Source organism: Mucilaginibacter inviolabilis (assembly GCF_011089895.1).
Taxonomy (GTDB): Bacteria; Bacteroidota; Bacteroidia; order Sphingobacteriales; family Sphingobacteriaceae; genus Mucilaginibacter; species Mucilaginibacter inviolabilis.
The window spans coordinates 187,988-206,169 of sequence record NZ_JAANAT010000003.1; the positions used below are offsets into that span (position 1 = coordinate 187,988).

20 protein-coding genes are annotated in these 18,182 nt (G+C 41.5%); 15 read left to right on the forward strand and 5 right to left on the reverse strand.

Annotated elements, in window-relative coordinates; all coding sequences use genetic code 11:
- Positions 1 to 130: 130 nt before the first annotated feature.
- Together G7092_RS20845 and G7092_RS20850 are read left to right on the forward strand one after the other, a co-directional pair.
- Positions 131 to 493 carry a hypothetical protein gene (locus tag G7092_RS20845; protein WP_166092059.1) on the forward strand — a complete coding sequence of 121 codons (363 nt, stop codon included), beginning with the start codon at positions 131 to 133 and terminating at the stop codon, positions 491 to 493.
- The gene (locus tag G7092_RS20850) at positions 490 to 1,095 is read left to right on the forward strand and encodes an HAD family hydrolase (RefSeq protein ID WP_166092061.1); all 606 of its coding nucleotides are present in this window, start codon (positions 490 to 492) and stop codon (positions 1,093 to 1,095) included. Before G7092_RS20845 ends, G7092_RS20850 begins: the two co-directional genes overlap by 4 nt.
- 199 nt (positions 1,096 to 1,294) lie before the next feature.
- Here the strand turns inward: G7092_RS20850 and G7092_RS20855 are convergent, their stop codons facing one another.
- The 5 genes from G7092_RS20855 to pdeM all read right to left on the reverse strand — a co-directional run bounded on the left by G7092_RS20855 (position 1,295) and on the right by pdeM (position 6,514).
- A complete protein-coding gene (locus tag G7092_RS20855) occupies positions 1,295 to 2,089 on the reverse strand; it encodes a succinate dehydrogenase/fumarate reductase iron-sulfur subunit (RefSeq protein WP_166092064.1) in 795 nt (264 codons plus the stop codon).
- A 134-nt stretch (positions 2,090 to 2,223) separates the two neighbouring features.
- Entirely contained in the window at positions 2,224 to 4,158 is a 1,935-nt protein-coding gene (locus tag G7092_RS20860; protein ID WP_166092066.1) for a fumarate reductase/succinate dehydrogenase flavoprotein subunit, read from the reverse strand.
- A gap of 87 nt (positions 4,159 to 4,245) precedes the next feature.
- A complete protein-coding gene (locus G7092_RS20865; RefSeq protein ID WP_166092068.1) occupies positions 4,246 to 5,025 on the reverse strand; it encodes a succinate dehydrogenase cytochrome b subunit in 780 nt (259 codons plus the stop codon).
- A gap of 335 nt (positions 5,026 to 5,360) precedes the next feature.
- Positions 5,361 to 5,813 (reverse strand): hypothetical protein, encoded by a 453-nt coding sequence (locus G7092_RS20870; RefSeq protein WP_166092073.1) that lies wholly within the window; start codon positions 5,811 to 5,813, stop codon positions 5,361 to 5,363.
- Positions 5,814 to 5,851: 38 nt separating this feature from the next.
- Positions 5,852 to 6,514, reverse strand: a complete 663-nt coding sequence (gene pdeM / locus G7092_RS20875) for a ligase-associated DNA damage response endonuclease PdeM (protein WP_166092075.1) — start codon at positions 6,512 to 6,514, stop codon at positions 5,852 to 5,854.
- 622 nt (positions 6,515 to 7,136) lie between these two features.
- Here pdeM and G7092_RS20880 point away from each other — a divergent pair.
- From G7092_RS20880 to G7092_RS20940, 13 genes are all read left to right on the forward strand, one after another.
- The gene (locus G7092_RS20880; protein ID WP_166092077.1) at positions 7,137 to 8,753 is read left to right on the forward strand and encodes a sensor histidine kinase; all 1,617 of its coding nucleotides are present in this window, start codon (positions 7,137 to 7,139) and stop codon (positions 8,751 to 8,753) included.
- A gap of 1 nt (position 8,754) precedes the next feature.
- Positions 8,755 to 9,444, forward strand: a complete 690-nt coding sequence (locus G7092_RS20885; RefSeq protein ID WP_166092080.1) for a response regulator transcription factor — start codon at positions 8,755 to 8,757, stop codon at positions 9,442 to 9,444.
- 284 nt (positions 9,445 to 9,728) lie between these two features.
- Positions 9,729 to 10,130: a hypothetical protein gene (locus G7092_RS20890; RefSeq protein ID WP_166092082.1), complete on the forward strand. Its 402-nt coding sequence runs from the start codon at positions 9,729 to 9,731 to the stop codon at positions 10,128 to 10,130.
- Between the two features lie 538 nt (positions 10,131 to 10,668).
- On the forward strand, positions 10,669 to 11,451 hold the full coding sequence (locus tag G7092_RS20895) for an enoyl-CoA hydratase/isomerase family protein (RefSeq protein WP_166092085.1): 783 nt from the start codon (positions 10,669 to 10,671) through the stop codon (positions 11,449 to 11,451).
- A 394-nt stretch (positions 11,452 to 11,845) separates the two neighbouring features.
- Positions 11,846 to 12,451, forward strand: a complete 606-nt coding sequence (locus G7092_RS20900) for a hypothetical protein (protein ID WP_166092088.1) — start codon at positions 11,846 to 11,848, stop codon at positions 12,449 to 12,451.
- Between the two features lie 170 nt (positions 12,452 to 12,621).
- A complete protein-coding gene (locus G7092_RS20905; protein ID WP_166092091.1) occupies positions 12,622 to 14,043 on the forward strand; it encodes a sigma-54-dependent transcriptional regulator in 1,422 nt (473 codons plus the stop codon).
- 1 nt (position 14,044) lies between these two features.
- Positions 14,045 to 14,248: a hypothetical protein gene (locus G7092_RS20910; RefSeq protein WP_166092094.1), complete on the forward strand. Its 204-nt coding sequence runs from the start codon at positions 14,045 to 14,047 to the stop codon at positions 14,246 to 14,248.
- Between the two features lie 156 nt (positions 14,249 to 14,404).
- Positions 14,405 to 15,448 carry an AI-2E family transporter gene (locus G7092_RS20915; protein WP_166092096.1) on the forward strand — a complete coding sequence of 348 codons (1,044 nt, stop codon included), beginning with the start codon at positions 14,405 to 14,407 and terminating at the stop codon, positions 15,446 to 15,448.
- 278 nt (positions 15,449 to 15,726) lie between these two features.
- The gene (locus tag G7092_RS20920) at positions 15,727 to 15,993 is read left to right on the forward strand and encodes a YtxH domain-containing protein (RefSeq protein WP_076371278.1); all 267 of its coding nucleotides are present in this window, start codon (positions 15,727 to 15,729) and stop codon (positions 15,991 to 15,993) included.
- A gap of 119 nt (positions 15,994 to 16,112) precedes the next feature.
- Positions 16,113 to 16,463, forward strand: a complete 351-nt coding sequence (locus tag G7092_RS20925; protein WP_076371280.1) for a phage holin family protein — start codon at positions 16,113 to 16,115, stop codon at positions 16,461 to 16,463.
- Between the two features lie 3 nt (positions 16,464 to 16,466).
- Complete coding sequence (locus G7092_RS20930) at positions 16,467 to 16,910, forward strand: hypothetical protein (RefSeq protein WP_166092098.1); 444 nt, start codon at positions 16,467 to 16,469, stop codon at positions 16,908 to 16,910.
- Between the two features lie 79 nt (positions 16,911 to 16,989).
- On the forward strand, positions 16,990 to 17,640 hold the full coding sequence (gene trmB / locus G7092_RS20935) for a tRNA (guanosine(46)-N7)-methyltransferase TrmB (RefSeq protein WP_166092101.1): 651 nt from the start codon (positions 16,990 to 16,992) through the stop codon (positions 17,638 to 17,640).
- Between the two features lie 186 nt (positions 17,641 to 17,826).
- Entirely contained in the window at positions 17,827 to 18,159 is a 333-nt protein-coding gene (locus tag G7092_RS20940) for an MGMT family protein (protein ID WP_166092103.1), read from the forward strand.
- Positions 18,160 to 18,182 lie beyond the last annotated feature (23 nt).

Genomic DNA, 18,182 nt, shown 5'->3' on the forward strand with positions numbered 1-18,182 from the left:
GTCAAACCACTTTGTCATGCTGAACGAAGTGAAGCATCTATTAGGTGATTTGCATAGTTTGTTAGTAGATTCTTCGTTCCTCAGAATGACAAAGTTGTTATTGAAGAGCTTCTGTTGCTATATTTGATCAATGAATATCAATAAAAAAGCAATCTTACTATTCTGTATAACCGCCCTGTTTTTTGCAGCTTGTAAACGCAATATAAAATTCGATCGTGAAAATTGGGATTATGGCGATGGGTTGGAATTTCCCAACAGGGATAACATGCTTGACGACCTGCTGAAAAACTATAAACTTAAAGGGTTAAAATACCAGGAAGTGATTCATCTGCTGCACCGCCCGCAGCTGAGCAATACCACCGAAATGGTGTATGATATTGATGAGATAAGCAAAAAGGGGAAGACTACCTATGTTAAAAAACTAATCCTTTCCCTCAAAGATTCGGTAGTTACCGATGTTAAAGTTTACGAACATGCTGATAAAAAGAAATGATCGATACCATCATATTTGATTTGGGTGCAGTGTTGATCGACTGGAACCCGCACTACATGTACCGTACGCTATTTACCGATGAACAGGAGATGAAAAATTTCCTGGCCACGGTTTGTACCTCCGATTGGAACGAAGAGCAGGATGCCGGTCGCTCTTTACAGGAAGGCACCGATTTGCTGGTAGCTCAACATCCGCAACATGAGGACCTTATCCGTGCGTTTTACGGACGTTGGGAAGAAATGCTGGGCGAAGCCTTTCATGATACAGTTGAGCTGTTCAGGAGGCTAAAAACAAGCGGCAAATACAAAATATACGCGCTCACCAATTGGTCGGCCGAAACTTTTCCTATAGCATTGGAACGTTACGATTTTCTGGGCTGGTTTGATGGCATTGTGGTATCAGGAACAGAAAAAGTGCGCAAACCCGCGCCGGAATTTTATCAGATTCTGCTTGATCGTTATCAGGTTGACCCGCAGGCAGCTTTATTCATTGACGACAATTACCGCAATATATTAGCCGCCGAAAAGATAGGTATTAAAAGTATCCACTTTACTTCGGCCGGGGAATTGGAAAAGGAATTGGAAAGGTTGGGGTTGTTGTAGAGCGGATCTACTTGAATGACACTCATCAAAAAACAATATGTCATTGCGAGGAGGAACGACGAAGCAATCTCTTAGCTATTCTTATTAAGGCGAACGTGAGGAGATTGCTGCGCTTCGCTCGCAATGACATAATAAGTAAAAAAGAAAAAGGCTTTGGAAAATCTCCAAAGCCTTTTTACATATTGTTCATTATCGCAAATTAAGCGCCGCCGTGTTGTTCTTCGTGAATTTCTTCCTGGCGGAACAGTTTCGCGCTTAAAAAATCGTTGTTCATCCTTGCGATGTTGGTCAGCTTAATTTCCTTAGGGCATTCCGCTTCGCAGGCGCCGGTGTTGGTACAGTTACCAAAACCTTCTTCATCCATCTGGGCTACCATAGATTGTACACGACGGTAACGCTCTGGCTGACCTTGCGGCAACAAACCTAACTGTGTAACCTTGGCTGATACAAAAAGCATAGCCGAAGCATTTTTACAAGCCGCAACGCAGGCGCCACAACCAATGCAGGTAGCCGAGTTAAAGGCCTCGTCAGCAATAACCTTAGGGATCGCTATCGCATTACCATCAGGTACACCACCAGTATTTACCGATACATAGCCACCAGCCTGCTGGATACGGTCGAACGCCGAACGATCAACCGCCAGATCTTTTACGATAGGAAACGCTGTTGCGCGCCAAGGCTCAATGGTAATGGTTTCACCATCATGAAAGCTGCGCATGTGCAGCTGACAGGTGGTAATGGCGCGTTTAGGGCCATGCGGGTGACCGTTGATATATAAAGAGCACATACCGCAAATACCTTCGCGGCAATCGTGATCAAAGTGTATGGGCTCATCCCCCTTCAGGGTAAGGCCTTCGTTAACCACGTCAAGCATTTCCAGGAATGACATATCAGGCGAAATACCTTCGGCCTTGTAAGTCACAAATTTGCCCGCTGTTTGAGCGTTTTTCTGGCGCCATACTTTAAGCGTCAGGTTCATATTTCCGTTACTCATCTTTTTTGAGATTTAGTATCAAGTATATAGTATATGGTATCAAGTAGTTAGTATCAAGTATCATGACTTTTTGGAAAGTATCCTAAAACAGATGCAGCTGTCGTGATACTTGATACTAACTACTTGATACTATCTTATGCGTAATTCCTTTGTGATAAATGTACCGATTCAAATACCAGTTGCTCTTTGTGCAGTTCTTCGGGTTGGTTTTCACCTTTAAACTCCCATGCTGCAACAAATGCAAAATTCTCGTCATCGCGCTTGGCTTCACCGCTTTCGGTTTGTGATTCTACCCGGAAGTGACCACCACATGATTCACGGCGCATTAAAGCATCATCAATCATCAGTTCGCCCAGTTCAATAAAATCGGCAACACGGCCGGCTCTTTCCAGCGAAGCATTTACTTCTTCGTTTTCGCCAACAACTTTGGCATTTTTCCAGAAATCTACCTTTAGTGCTTTTATCAGTCCTTTAGCTTTTATCAGCCCCTCTTCGGTACGGGCCATGCCGCAATATTCCCACATAATGTGACCCAGATCGCGGTGGTAGGCTTCGGCCGTTTTGGTGCCTTTTAATGCCAGTAGTTTATTAACATGCTCAATAACCTCTTTTTTGGTTTGCTCAAAAGCAGGATGGCTGGTATCAACCTTTTTAGGACCGATAGTAGCCAGGTAATCACCAAGGGTATAAGGAATTACAAAGTAACCGTCTGATAAGCCCTGCATTAAGGCAGACGCACCCAGGCGGTTAGCGCCGTGATCGCTGAAGTTACACTCGCCCAAAGCATAAAGCCCCGGTACATTGGTACTTAAATTATAATCAACCCAAAGGCCGCCCATGGTATAGTGTACGGCCGGGTAAATACGCATCGGCTGTTTGTATGGGTTCTCGTCAGTGATCTGTATGTACATATCAAACAAGTTACCATACTTGGCAGCTACGGTTTCTTCACCTAAACGTTTAATAGCATCGGCAAAGTCAAGGAATACAGCGAATCCTGACGTACCCACACCACGGCCGTCTTCCACCATTTCTTTGGCGTTACGTGAAGCCACATCGCGCGGAACCAGGTTACCGAAAGCAGGATATTTACGTTCCAGGAAGTAATCGCGGTCGTCTTCTTTAACCTGATCGGCCTTCAATGTGCCTTTGCGTAATTGCTCGGCAAGTTCTTTTGTTTTTGGAGCCCAAACCCTACCGTCGTTACGTAGCGACTCAGACATCAGCGTTAATTTCGACTGGTGATCGCCCGATACAGGGATACAGGTTGGGTGAATTTGGGTATAGCATGGATTGCCAAAGAAAGCACCGCGTTTGTGGGCTCTCCAGGCAGCGGTTACGTTTGAACCAATAGCATTGGTTGACAGGTAGAATACGTTACTGTAACCGCCTGTACATAATAATACCGCGTGACCTGCATGGGTTTCAATAGCGCCGGTAAGCATGTTACGGGTAACAATACCCTTGGCATGACCATCAATTACAACCACATCCAGCATTTCGGTACGGGTATACATTTTTACTTTACCGGCATGTATCTGGCGGTTTAAGGCCGAGTACGCACCCAATAGCAATTGCTGTCCTGTTTGGCCACGGGCATAAAACGTACGCGATACCTGCGAACCTCCGAATGAACGGTTATCCAGCAAGCCGCCGTATTCGCGGGCAAAAGGAACACCCTGTGCCACGCACTGATCAATAATATTTACAGATACCTCGGCCAGGCGGTAAACGTTTCCCTCGCGGGCACGGTAATCGCCACCTTTAATGGTATCATAGAATAAGCGGTAAACGCTGTCGCCGTCGTTCTGGTAGTTTTTTGCCGCGTTGATACCACCCTGTGCAGCAATGGAGTGCGCACGGCGTGGACTATCCTGAAAGCAAAAAGATTTTACGTTATAACCCAGCTCGGCCAGTGAAGCCGCGGCCGATGCACCTGCCAAACCGGTACCTACAATAATAATATCGTATTTACGCTTGTTGGCCGGGTTAACCAGCTTCAGGTTAAATTTATGCTTGCTCCATTTTTCGGCTAATGGGCCTTGAGGAATTTTAGCATCTAAACTCATTTCTCGTATAATTTATATTAGTGAGTGAGCCCCCTAACCCCCTAAAGGGGGAACTTTCAAAGCTCCCCCTTTAGGGGGCTGGGGGGCTTATTTATGCATGAAAAAATAATACAATGGCATTAAGGCAAAACCTATAGGAATTATAACCGCAAAAAACCATGCGCCAATACCATATACTATAGGTGTATATTTACGGTGTACCCATCCCAGCGTACGGAAAGCACTCTGGAAACCATGCAACAGGTGGAATGATAACGCACCCATAGCAATTACATAGATCAATACATACCAAATGTTGCTAAAAGTATGCGCAACACGTGCGTGCAGATCTTTTACCCTTACTATCTCTACATTGTTTTCGGTAGAAACAGAGTGGTTGAAATCAGCAGATACCGGTGTATAGTCCGATACGGTAGTTTGGTCTGTAGCCAGGTCGGTGCGGTATTCCTTAAACGCAACTTCATGGGTGTATTTGTACTTGAACCAGAAATCGCCCATATGTATTACAATAAATACAAGCAGGATTGAACCCAGAAGCCCCATGTTTTTTGAAGACCAGCTGGCATCTGATTTTGCCGCTACGGCGTAACCCACCGGCCGCGCTTTACGGTTTTTTACCGTTAAGATCAACGCGTATATGGCATGCACCGCTATCGACGCGTACAAGAGCCATGCTATTACCTCAATCGGTGGAAAATGTGTCAGGAAGTTTGCATACACATTAAAACCAAAACCATTATCGTCCTTAAACAACAGCAGGTTGCCCCCAAGGTGTACAATTAAAAAAGTACACAAAAACAAGCCTGTTAAAGCCATGATCAGCTTTTTTCCCAGTGATGAGTTAAAGGTTTGTTTAAATTCGCTCATTATGAAATAGATTTATTTTAGGCAAAAGTATTTAATATATGCCAAAAGATAGAAATGCTTTCGGCTTATTGGAGGGGAAAAGTCTATTTAGAATCAATCTAAGAAATTACATTCAAATTACATAGAGAAGAAGCAAGAATTAAGAACAGGTATCTGACCTGAAAGGCGACGACTCACCCAACATGCTTAGTTGGAGTGTTGCCGAAATACCGCATTACGACCTGGTTGATGGCAATTGGTACATGATTGAGCGCGATATATAAATAAGTAGTATATACCTAACCACTAAGCAATACTTAGCAAGGCACGTTAATCATTAGACAGTACCATGTCTTTTAATCTTTAGCTGGCGTTATCACATATAAGATCTTGCTGTTTGTTTTATCTTGGTAGTAAAGATCACCTGATTTATTCAATTCGTATTTTAAGGAGTCTGATCCAACTTTAATATAACTATGATTAAGTAGTGTTACATCTAACTTTGGAGTCAGATTATTTTCTTCCAAAAAGTGGTTTAGTTTTGAGAATTCTTCTTCCTTAAACTCAAGGTATCCTAATGGCTTCCAAAACAGCACAGTAGTAATCTTTCCGTTATTGTCGAATTTTTCTATGGTTTTTACCAGGTAGCTTTTGTGGTTATATTTAATTATACTGTCTGTCGGCATTAAAGTATAACCTTGTCTTATTATTTTAATTGCGGTAACCCTTGTACGTACAATAATCTTTCTTTGAAAGCCGTTCGACCCCATCATGAGTGGCATTAATAATATTATGATCTTGGTTTTCAAGGCTTTGCTGTTTTATTGCCTGGTACATATGTTTATCCTCATTCAATCGCCATCACCTTATCTTTCAAAACCGCAAATATCTTGTCGGTTTTTTGATTGCGGATGGCCACCTTACCCGTAAACTGCCCAAACGATGGTAGTACCGCCTGTTTACTTCCGAAAGCAAAGCAAGGCAGCGTAATGGATTGCCTGCCGCGGCCGCTTAAGTTAACTCCCGGGTGTATATGTCCGCAAAAAACATAGCCTCCTGCATTTGGTAATTGCTCATCGGCCAGCGGGTGGTGCTGCATTAAAAAAGGGTGTAATAACAATTCATCATGCAGCTCAATATCTAATTGCCGGTAGTGTTTGTCGGGAATGATATCATGGTTACCTCGTACCAAAATAATCTGCAAACCGGGAAACTGGCTTCGCCACAGGATAAACCAATCCCAATCGTTATTCATATCGCTGTGGAAAAGATCGCCCAGGAACAGTAGTTTTTGAGGTTGATATTCATGGATCAGATCAGACAGGTTAGCCAGGTCGCTTTGCTCCATATCCCGCGGAATGGCAATACCCGCTTTACGGAAATGCCCAACCTTACCAAAATGTACATCGGCAATAATGAGGGCTTTTTGCTGCTCCCAATAAATGGCTTTTTGTGGAAGTAACAACAGGTTTTGCCCGAGTAAAGTAAATGGAGTTGCCGCACTGATCATAAGGAAGGCAAAGTTAAAATTTATTTTTAGAGATGATTGTCGACTCACCCCGACATCGCTGCGCTCGTCACCCCTCTCTCCGCTTCGCGCATAGAAGAGTAAAAGAACAATGATTTTTGGAACAAAGAACAAGGACCGAATAAAAAAAATCTTTGTTCCTTACTCCAAAAATCCATACTTCCCTCTTTCCGCCTCAGGCGAAGAGAGGGTGGGCCAGCGAAGCGTAGACCGGGTGAGTCTACTATGCGATTTGACTTAAAGCAGGGAGGAGTACAGACGATAAGCATAACATATAAACACACCCCTGCTACTACACAACCCCACGCGCCCCCTCTCAAGGGTAGTAGCCCATCATTAGACATTTGCCAAGAAAGGCTGTCATGCTGAGCTCCGTCGAAGCATGGTGGGCGGGCTTCTGCGCCCTACCCTTCGACGGAGCTCAGGGTGACAACGCCCCTTTATGATATTATTGATCTATGTGTCTAACCATGGCTATTGCCCTCTCAAGAGGGGAATTGTAACCCACCAATCTTAATTTTTATTATTTAATGTTAAGCAATGTTAACAGAAAGTACGGGCAGATATTGATGTATTTACTTTTATCTTCATCAATCCATTAATCATGAAAAGGAAACTTAAAATCGTATTTATCTTAATAACCATATCGTTAGCCGGCATCGTTATTTTTCAACTGTACTGGACTAGTAATGCTTATTCCATCAATAAAAAAATATTTGATGGCAAAGTAATAGTCGCTATGCAGCTTGCCATGGACCGTTGCAAAAAAGACTACTTTGACTCGATTCGCACCGTATTGGTAAAGCGGCTTTCTGATCCCAGCAGCGTTATTACCATCGATACCCCTTCAAAAGCAAATACTCCAAACAACAACGCAAACCCGGTACTTAATATTAATTTCTCATTTCATGGCTCCGTAAATAGCAATCCGTTTCAAACAGACGCACATACCTATAACTATTACCGGGCTAATATCAATCACAAAGCCACTGTTCCGGAGGTGCTAACGGAAATGTCTTTTTATGTTCCGACTTTAATGATGGAGCTCACCACATTTTTAGGTATCGACGACGCTATGCATCCTTCATCGGAATTATCCACATTTATAAAAACGCATCCAGATATTCCTGGCAGTAAATGGCCGCTACCCAAAGAGGGCATTTATGCATTGCCCCCCAATTATAAACAGACTGATAGTTTAAAACTAAGCCGGTATTTTACTGGAGAATTACATAAAATGAATATTGATGCGCCGTTTATTTTAAGCTTATCCAACAAAGGACAGTCGCCGCAAGATTTCAATTTCCATGATGGCGAAACCAATGAAAACGTTTATCAATATCATGGCTTTATATTCCTTTTAACTCATTACACCCGGCAGGATGAATTTACGTTGTATGCAAAGGCAACAATCCGCAACCCGCAATATGCCATAATCAAAGGCATGATGATCACCCTGGTATTATCGGCATTCCTGGTATTGTTCACCATTTATTGCTTTTATTATATCGTCCGAACCCTCAATCAGCAAAAAGTATTGGGCGAATTAAAAGACGATTTTATCAATAACATGACGCATGAATTAAAAACGCCCATAGCTACCATTACCGTAGCTATTGAAGGATTGCAAAAATTCAATGCACAGAATGACCCCGAAAAAACGCAGCGCTATTTGCAAACTTCCAGAAACGAGCTGACCAAACTAAACGAATTGGTAAGTAAAGTGCTTGATGTGGCTGCCTTTGAACGTGATAAAATAACACTACTAAAAGAAAAGATAGCGGTTGATGCCCTGATGAACGAGCTGATAACTGCCGAAAAAGCCAAAGCCGGTAAAACAGTGATCGTCACTTATAATAATCGGGACCGGGTTGATTATATAGTGGCCGATAAGCTGCACTTCGGTAACGCCATATTGAATATTTTAGACAATGCGGTTAAATATTCCAATGAGCCGGTTAATATCAGGATAGAGGTATACCGGGATGGTCATATGGTTATATTTTCGATAAGCGATAATGGTATAGGCATCCCGGCTGCGCACCTGGGGCGCATTTTCGAAAAATTTCACCGGGTACCTACCGGCAATGTGCATAATGTAAAAGGTACGGGGCTGGGTTTAAGTTATGTGAAGTATATTGCAGAAGCGCATGGTGGCCATGTGGCTGTAAACAGCGAAGTGAACACGGGTAGCCAGTTTATGATATCAATACCGATGTAACATGAGTAAAATACGCTTATTGCTGGCCGAAGATGAACTGGCCCTGGCCCATATTGTGCGCGAAAGCCTGGAAGAGAGTAACTTTGAGGTAATACTTTGCGCCAATGGCGAACAAGCCTTACAAAAATATAAAAGCGATAAGCCCGATATTTTGGTACTGGATATTATGATGCCAAAACTAGACGGCTTTGAGGTAGCCCGCCGAATACGGGAAACAGATAAGATAATCCCAATCATATTTTTAACCGCGCGCTCACAGCCGAAGGATGTGGTAGCCGGGTTTGAGTCGGGAGCTAACGACTATTTAAAAAAACCTTTTAGTGTAGAGGAACTGGTGGTACGGGTTAAAGTATTGCTGAGCGATAACCGTTTGCTTAATACCGGCAAACCTGCGGGCGAAAGCCACCAGATAGGTAGCATCACTTTTAATCCGCTTAAAAACACCGTTCAGCAAGGTATCAATCAATGGCAATTAACTAGTCGCGAAAGTGATATTTTAAGATTATTGTGTAAGAACCAGCACCATATATTACCACGAAAAACGCTGCTGGAAACCATTTGGGGTGATGACAGCTTTTTTAACGCCCGGAGTTTGGATGTTTTTATCAGTAAACTCCGCGGGCATTTAAAAGCCGATCCCAATGTGCAGATCATTACTGTAAGAGGACATGGTTATAAATTGGTTTGGTGATTACGCTATAAGTAGAAGGTGGTTATTTGGGCTAAAGCCATCAAATGTTTCTAATGTCCGCCCCATAAATGGGACGGCAATGAATGAAAAACTAATTGATTTATTCTTCATTGCCGTTGGTTTTAACCAACGGATTGCAAGGGTATAGCCATGGGCTTTAGCCTAAATGAGCTATATATGATATGTTTTGATTCTTCCGAACATCTGTGATGATTTTATAAAGTTTTTCATCATACTGTTACGTCATGAATAAAATGGCCGTAATGGTTAAAAAAACTAAATTTATGAAAACCCCTATTTTTTTTCTTTTACTTTCTGCTACACTAAGTTTTACTGCTTGTACTAAAGACAAAGCATCAGCACCCCCTAAAAAATTAGATGGAACGTATACCGGTGCGTTTACCTCTTCGGGCCCCGATGCAATTAAAACAACAGCCAATGTTGTTATTTCGGGTAAAACTTATCAGGGATCATTGAATACCACTTTTGGTGTTTTAAGCAAAGGCAGCTATGTAGTTAATAATGATAACCAGGTAACTTTTACAGACAGCACTATACATACTGCTAATTTTAACTGGGGCCTGTTACTTAACGGCAGCTATACCTCAACCATCAAAGGCGATAGTTTAATCCTGGTAAAAAAAGGCGCAGGATTTAGTTATACCTACAGGTTAAAAAAGCAATAATTGTTTTTTTAAGTGTTTAGGGCCGTAAACCCCGGGCATTTTTTGTATCTTTAAGTACATCCAACACCCAGCCCTGCTTACTTGAAAATTGTAAGCAGGGCTGTTTGGTTAAAGAGATAAAAAGGCTCAAAAACCGCCTGGTTGATGTGTAGTTGTTTGATAGTTAATCTTGTAGATCTTTTTAAAGCTTTTAAATTCCGTCCAAAATTTGTTAAAAAGTGTTAAAATCGATGTTTTTGAATAAGTTTTGAATCGTTTTTAATCAGTTTTTGCCCCTGTTTCGATCAGAAAAGTGTTAAAATAAAACTTTAAAAAGTTTTTAAAAACCACAGGTGGTTTGAATTTTATAAGGTTAGTTTTTAGCCAGACGATAATGTGGTCCGCTATCCGGCATAGAAAATTCATTATTTGACATTAGTTTAAGTTTCTTATTACTTTTATATCAACCAATAATGGTTTTATAATCACCTGAAAACACTGTACTATATTATTACAGAACGGGTGCATGAACACCGTAATTTTTAAATAAAACAACCCTATGGAATTCCAAAATCTGCTGATAGAAAATAAAGAACGTATACAATACATCATCATTAACCGCGAAAGCAAACTTAACGCGCTCAACCGGGATACCCTTGCCGAACTGCACGTGGCTTTTACGGCAGCTTTTAAAGATCCTGCTGTTGGTGGTATTATTATTACCGGAACCGGAGCCAAAGCCTTTGTAGCAGGTGCCGATATCAGTGAATTTGCCAGCTTGGGTGTCGACGAGGGTACAGCGCTTGCCCGCAAAGGACAAATAGAGGTATTTAACCTGATTGCCAATGGTAACAAACCCGTAATAGCGGCCATCAATGGCTTTGCATTGGGTGGCGGTTTGGAGCTGGCTATGGCCTGCCACATCCGTATTGCTTCGGAAACTGCCAAAATGGGTTTGCCCGAAGTAACTCTGGGCTTAATACCCGGTTATGGTGGTACCCAGCGCCTGGCCCAACTGATAGGAAAAGGCAAAGCGTTGGAAATGATATTGACAGCCGATATGATAACCGCCGTTGAAGCTCATCAATACGGCTTGGTTACGCATGTGTTTTGTCCCGAAGATTTGTTGGTTAAAGCCGAAGAGTTATTGCAAAAAATATTGCTGAGGGCGCCATTGGCCCTTGCCGCTGCCATCCACTCCGTAAACGCCGGATTTACCGATGGGGTTGACGGTTACGGGGTCGAGATAGCCCAGTTTGGAAAATGCTTCGGCACCAAAGATTTTAAAGAAGGGGTTGCCGCCTTTTTAGAAAAACGCAAAGCCGTATTTAAAGGAGAATAGCCCGGGCGCTTCTCTCCTCCTTTTATCTTCAGGTTTCCCTGTTAACAAAATACGCGTGTTAAAATTTTGTTAACAGGATTCCATTTTAGGCCTTTTTCGAAAACTGTGTATATGCCCGCAAGTGATGAAAAGTTCTCTAAAGGCAAAAAACAGGCATAAAACATGCTTTTTGCGGGCCGAAAAGCTATGTTAATTCTGTGTTAATTTGACACTAACCGGGGCGTCGAAAATCAATTTTACAATGGGCTGACCAAAATACCAAATTGGTCAAAAAATAAATCATTGTTAATCAATCGATTAAATATTCGTGACTTTTGGATGAAAAATCATATGTGTTTCTGTGCTTTACTTTGCATTGTGTTTATAAAACATATATCAAAAACACACAATTGTTATGAAAAATACATTTAAAATTTCGGCCCTTGTTTTAGCATTTGCAGGATTTGCATTTGGCGCTAAAGCACAAACAACTACCCCAACTACAACTTCTACATCAACTACTACCAACAACGGTATCCGTTACAGCATTGGTGTTGACGCTGGTATCCCATTGGGTAACTTTAAAGATAACTACAAATGGAATTTAGGTGGTTCGGTACAAGCGGATATCCCGGTTATTTCAAATCAATTATTTGTTACTGTTAACGCAGGTTACAACAATATCTTTGGCAAGAAAAATCAGGTAGGTCCTCTTGGTCAGTATGATGTTACAAACTTTCAATTGATCCCTGTAAAAGCTGGTTTAAAATACTTTATTATTCCAAACTTTTACGTACAAGGCGAAGCTGGTGCAGCATTCTTGTTAAACAAAAAAGATGTTGGTGTTAACAAATCAACCGCATTTGTTTATGCTCCGCAAGTAGGTGTTCAATTCCCTGTTAGCGCAAATGGTAACTTTATTGATGCTGGTATCCGTTATGAAGCAACTACAAAATATGCTACTGGTGTTGACCAAAGCAAAGTAAGCTTCTTAGGTCTGCGTGTAGCATACGGCTTTTAATATGGCCCTACATGTACCTAATTAACAAAAAGGGCAGCCAATTGGCTGCCCTTTTTGTTTGTGCCTTTTTTGCGTTTAAAGGCCCGTTTTTAAATAAAGCTCCATAAATTAGCAACATTGTTTGTAACTTAAACGCGTTTAATACATTTACCGTTATCAGTATTGCTCTTATGAAGAAAATCCTCATCATTGATGATGAAGTTAATGTGGCTTTATTGCTATCTAAATTTTTAACCCGTAATGGCTTTGATGTAAGCACCGCATCTAGCGGAACAAGCGGGATGGAAGCCCTTAAAAATGACGAGTTTAACCTGGTGCTATGTGATTTTAGGTTAGAAGATACCGATGGCCGCGAAATGCTCCGAAATATCAAAACTCAATATCCCAAAACCGGGGTTATTATTATTACGGGTTACTCGGATATTAAGATGGCTGTTGAGCTGATAAAAATGGGCGCGTATGATTATATCACCAAGCCATTATATCCCGACGAAATATTAAATACCATTAATAAGGCTGTTGAAACGCACTACGCCCTGGTTGAAGATACCGGCGACGACGATAATGTGGTTACCGAAAAATCAAAAAGCCGCGACAATAAAAAGTTAGTGTTTGCCAGCGAATTTGTTGCAGGCAGCAGCAAATCATCCAAAGAGTTACAACGTCAGATAGAGTTGGTTGCTCCTACCAATTACAGCGTAATTATATTGGGCGAAAGCGGTACGGGTAAGGAGTCGGTAGCCAAAAGTATACATTTAAACAGCCAGCGGCATAACCAGCCATTTATTGCGATGGATTGCGGTTCCTTAACCAAGGAGTTGGCTGCCAGCGAGTTTTTTGGTCACGAAAAAGGATCGTTTACCGGGGCATTATATACCAAAATAGGGCATTTTGAGATGGCCAATGGCGGTACTTTGTTTTTGGATGAAGTAGGCAACCTCTCCTACGAAATACAGGCCGCCCTGTTGCGCACCGTTCAGGAGCGTAAAGTAAAAAGGATAGGCAGCACCAAAGAGATTGATCTGGATGTACGCATTATTATAGCCACTAATGAAAGTTTGCAGGATGGCATATTAAAAGGCAAGTTCAGGGAAGATTTGTATCATCGGTTTAATGAATTTACCATATACATGCCGCCATTGCGCGAGCGGGGTAACGATATTATGCTATTGGCCGAGCATTTTTTAAAAATAGCCAATAATGAGCTGGGGCGTAATGTAACCACGTTTGCCCCCGAAGTGATTGACTGTTTTATGAATTACAGATGGCCGGGCAATATACGCGAGCTGAAAAATGTGATCAGGCGGGCAGCTTTGCTGGCAGAGGATAATGAGATCACGATGAAAGCATTGCCACTGGAGATATCAAACTTTAAAGTGCCTTCATTTGAGCCGGCTTATAACCAGGTAAATGAAGCGCCTGAAGTAAAAGAACCACGGCATGATCTTAAAAACGCCGCCCTCGAAGCAGAATACGAAACCATTATTAAAGTTTTAAGAGAGGTGAACTTTAATAAAACCAAGGCGGCCGAAATATTAAATATCGACCGTAAAACCTTGTATAATAAGATGAAGGCCATCAACCTGAAATAAAATGGAAAATATACAAGCAAGGGGTAATAACGACAACTTGCGTAAGCTAAAGCATGATATTAAAAACCAGCTTTCCAATATTCATTTGGCGCTGGAGCAGCTGAAGTATGAGATCCCCGATCTTTCTGAAGATTGTTTATTTTATCTGGATACTATTTTAACAAGCTCAACGCAGATAAACAATATACTAAACAGTACAGATTAGCTTTTTTTAGTATGAGGTAACTGGCAACAAGTATCAAGATATTTGTAAATTGGTACACAATGCGCGGTATCCGAATGATAAAACATTATCCAAACAATTTTAGTGCGTATCTGTACAATTAAAGTCCTGATACCTGATACCCAAACCTGATACCCAATGTCAATTTTTAACTATAAGCAACGTAATAACATTATCCTGGTAAGTATCATTGTACTGGGTTGTTTTTTGTTGTACGCACTAAGTGGTTTATTCAGTTCCATATTAGGGGCTATTGTATTGTTCACCATCTTCAGGCCACTGTATCTGTACCTGGTCGAAAAAAAAGGATGGAGCCGGGTAGCAGTGGCTTTGCTTATCATATTTTCTTCGCTGGTGGTTATTGTAATCCCCTTCCTGTTATTAAGTATCATGGTGGTGGGTAAAATATCCAGCATCAACATTAAATCGCTACCTATTGAGCAGTGGACGTCTAAAATCGACGCGTTTGCGGCAGCCAATCTTAACCAGCCCCGTTTTGCCGAAAATACACTTCAAAAATTAGGCTCATTTGGTACCGAACTTTTTCCATCCATATTAAGCAGCGCGGCCAATATCATTATCACCTTATTGGTGCTGTACTTTTTGTTATACTTTATGCTCACGCAAATACGTGAATTTGAGGCCGGTTTATTAAAATATGCCCCATTTCGTGAACAGCATGCATTAAAATTTGCATCGGCCCTACGCGATTCTACCTATTCTAACGTTTTAGGACAGGGAATAATAGCCGTTATACAAGGCACGCTGCTGGCTATTGGCTTTTACCTGTTTGGAATACCCGATGCGGTGTTTTGGGGTGTAATAGGCGCTTTCATATCCTTTTTGCCGGTGGTAGGGGCGCCAACGCTTTCTATACCCGCCAGTATTTTGCTGTTTGCGCAGGGACATACATTAAAAGGAGTTTTGTTGCTGATTTATGGCCTGCTGGTTATTGGCAATATTGATAATGTTTTACGCATGATCATCAATAAGCGCATAGCCAATACACACCCAATTATATCTGTTGTAGGTGTATTTATCGGCTTGCCGCTTTTTGGGATATTAGGCCTTGTTTTCGGACCGGTATTATTGTCCTATTTTTTATTATTGCTGGAGATATACGAAACGAACAGAATGGCAGCCGACAGATTGGAACGGATACAGTCATCACCCGAAAACTGACAGTTTGAATTGAATAGTTTTGTGAACATCAAGCAAAACACTATTGGGAGTTAAAAAAATAAATTATACAGAAATTGCAGAAAAATTGACCGATCTGTAATATTTGGCAGGATATTTAATCTATATATTGCGGTTCGGGTATAAGCGTATGGTGTGAGAGCCGGAGCGAGAGGTGCGAGATACCCAGATCAGGTAAAAGAAAATTGACAGTAGATTCAGACAACAGGCACTGAAAACTGGCTCTAAAAAAAGAATGTTCAACTTAAAATTATATTACAATGAATGATAACACAAAAGTAGTTGTTGCATTGCTTGCAGGTTTGGCAGCAGGAGCAGCCCTGGGAATTTTGTTTGCGCCAGATAAAGGTAACGAAACACGCGACAAGCTAACTGAATCATTAAAAAACCTGGGCGAATCAATAAAAGATACAGCAGCAGCCGAAATTGATAACCTGGTTGGGTTAAAAGATAAGGTGGTTGAAAATATAAAATCAAAGATCAGAGGGGCCGAAGAAGAGTATCAGGACGATCTGGAACACGCTTAATTTATTTTTTAGTATCAAGTAGTTAGTATCAAGTATCAAGACTTTTTTTGTAAACGCCTTAAAGTGCAGCTGTCGTGATACTTGATACTAACTACTTGATTCCCTATAAAACTACATCTATGGAAGCCAAAAAAGAAACACCACCACCACTACCTCCCATTGTTGACCAGCTGAAGGAATATGCCGAAACGCGTTTTAAGCTTTTGAAATATGAGGCTATTGAAGGTGGAACTTCAATTTTAGCCAGCATGATCACGGATGTTATTACCGCGGTAAGCATGGTGCTGGCTTTTATGTTTGCCAGTCTTACTTTAGCCTTTTATCTGGCTTACTTGTTAAATTCAGATTGGGAAGGCTTTGGCTGTGTAGCTCTTATTTATTTAATAATAGCCGTTGTTGTAAAGCTCAATAAAGAGCGTATTGAAAAGCCGTTGATTAACCTTTTCATACAAAAACTGTTTAAAAAATAAAGTATGGACGTTTCAATAAAAAATATTACAGATCTGCAGGAAGAGATTGCGAGAATGCGCGTTATTGAATTACGGCAGGGCGAAGAACTGGCCAAACGTTTTAACAGCCCTTCGGCCATATTTGCCAGCTTGATGTCCTTACTTAATTCAGGTAACAGAGGCGATAGCGGGGATCATCCGGGTATTTTTAACCAGGACTTTTTTGGTCTGCTATCCAGAATAGTATTGCCGGTAACCTTAAATAAAACGCTGTTCAAACGCTCTAACTTCTTAGTCAAAACATTGGTTGGACTGGTATCACAAAAAGCATCCAACTATATTAGTGGCGATGCGATACATGGTTTATGGGATAAGGTAAAGTCGGTAGTTCATTCGGTTATTACAAGTAAACCGGAAACTTCGCCTAAAAAAAGTATGCCCAATGTACCGCCGCCGGTGGTGATGTAACCTGCTGCCCGATCCTGTTAAAATATTCCAAATTTTCACAGTTTGTAGAAAAGCCTATTTTTGCACTTTATTTAAAAAAGTGGGAAAAGATAAATTAAAGCGCTTTGCTGAAATTGACACCTTTAGCAATGTATTACAATTGGATGCCGGCAAACCTTTTAAAGGCGAATGGAGTAAGGGTTTTTTTAAAAACAATAACCCGGTAGTGCTGGAGCTGGCCTGCGGTAAAGGTGAATACACAGTGAACCTGGCCACGCTGTTTCCCGATAAAAATTTTATTGGTATTGATTATAAAGGCAACCGCATTTGGCGCGGTGCCAAAACCGCGCTGGAAGAAAATGTACCCAATGTGGCCTTTTTGCGTATACAGATAGAAAACCTGCTGGATTATTTTGCCCCTGGCGAGATAGACGAGATCTGGATAACTTTTCCCGACCCGCAGCCCCAGCTGAGCCGCGAAAAAAAGCGCCTTACCTCTCCCCGTTTTTTGGATAAGTATATCGAAATATTAAAACCGGGCGGTTGTGTAAACTTAAAAACTGATAACGACGGCTTACATGCCTACACAGCCGAAAAGATAGAAGAGCTAAAACTCAAACTCCACATCAGAACCGAAGATCTGTATCATTCGCCTTATGCCGATGAGGTGCTATCCATTAAAACTTATTACGAAAAAAAATATTTAAAGGATAATAAGAACATTAACTACCTTAAGTTCTCATTTGCATAGGTAGGAAAGTTAAGATTATTTGATAATATAAAAAATGTGTCATTGCGAGGAGGAACGACGAAGCAATCTCGTAGCTATTCTTCCCGAAGAGAACGCGAGGAGATTGCTTCGTGCCTCGCAATGACATGCGGTTGTAAATCAGATCTTAGCTTTAAGCCTTATGCTTTGAGTTTTAAGCTTTTTATCATGGACGATATTAATTTCTTCGATAAAGTATACCAGGTAGTCCGGCTTATTCCGGTGGGAAGGGTAACCTCTTTTGGTGCTATTGCAAGCTACCTGGGCACCAAAGGCTCATCGCGTATGGTGGGCTATGCGCTGCAAGCTACGGCTAAAGTAGTACCCAAAGTGCCCGCGCACCGGGTAGTGAACCGCCAGGGCTTGCTTACGGCTAAGTTTCATTTCGGCGGCAACCTCATGGCCGAACTGCTGGAAAGCGAAGGCGTAAAAGTAAAAGACGACCAAGTGCAGGAGTTTAAAACCGTATACTGGGATCCGAGCATCGAACTGGCCTTATAATTTAAAATCAATATTAGTTTTTT

Bases quoted from the DNA above. Each gene is read 5' to 3' on its own strand.
- G7092_RS20845 (WP_166092059.1), top strand. From the start codon at position 131: ATGAATATCAATAAAAAAGCAATCTTACTATTCTGTATAACCGCCCTG.
- G7092_RS20850 (WP_166092061.1), top strand. From the start codon at position 490: ATGATCGATACCATCATATTTGATTTGGGTGCAGTGTTGATCGACTGG.
- G7092_RS20855 (WP_166092064.1), bottom strand. From the start codon at position 2,089: ATGAGTAACGGAAATATGAACCTGACGCTTAAAGTATGGCGCCAGAAA.
- G7092_RS20860 (WP_166092066.1), bottom strand. From the start codon at position 4,158: ATGAGTTTAGATGCTAAAATTCCTCAAGGCCCATTAGCCGAAAAATGG.
- G7092_RS20865 (WP_166092068.1), bottom strand. From the start codon at position 5,025: ATGAGCGAATTTAAACAAACCTTTAACTCATCACTGGGAAAAAAGCTG.
- pdeM (WP_166092075.1), bottom strand. From the start codon at position 6,514: ATGATCAGTGCGGCAACTCCATTTACTTTACTCGGGCAAAACCTGTTG.
- G7092_RS20880 (WP_166092077.1), top strand. From the start codon at position 7,137: ATGAAAAGGAAACTTAAAATCGTATTTATCTTAATAACCATATCGTTA.
- G7092_RS20885 (WP_166092080.1), top strand. From the start codon at position 8,755: ATGAGTAAAATACGCTTATTGCTGGCCGAAGATGAACTGGCCCTGGCC.
- G7092_RS20890 (WP_166092082.1), top strand. From the start codon at position 9,729: ATGAAAACCCCTATTTTTTTTCTTTTACTTTCTGCTACACTAAGTTTT.
- G7092_RS20895 (WP_166092085.1), top strand. From the start codon at position 10,669: ATGGAATTCCAAAATCTGCTGATAGAAAATAAAGAACGTATACAATAC.
- G7092_RS20900 (WP_166092088.1), top strand. From the start codon at position 11,846: ATGAAAAATACATTTAAAATTTCGGCCCTTGTTTTAGCATTTGCAGGA.
- G7092_RS20905 (WP_166092091.1), top strand. From the start codon at position 12,622: ATGAAGAAAATCCTCATCATTGATGATGAAGTTAATGTGGCTTTATTG.
- G7092_RS20910 (WP_166092094.1), top strand. From the start codon at position 14,045: ATGGAAAATATACAAGCAAGGGGTAATAACGACAACTTGCGTAAGCTA.
- G7092_RS20915 (WP_166092096.1), top strand. From the start codon at position 14,405: ATGTCAATTTTTAACTATAAGCAACGTAATAACATTATCCTGGTAAGT.
- G7092_RS20920 (WP_076371278.1), top strand. From the start codon at position 15,727: ATGAATGATAACACAAAAGTAGTTGTTGCATTGCTTGCAGGTTTGGCA.
- G7092_RS20925 (WP_076371280.1), top strand. From the start codon at position 16,113: ATGGAAGCCAAAAAAGAAACACCACCACCACTACCTCCCATTGTTGAC.
- G7092_RS20930 (WP_166092098.1), top strand. From the start codon at position 16,467: ATGGACGTTTCAATAAAAAATATTACAGATCTGCAGGAAGAGATTGCG.
- G7092_RS20940 (WP_166092103.1), top strand. From the start codon at position 17,827: ATGGACGATATTAATTTCTTCGATAAAGTATACCAGGTAGTCCGGCTT.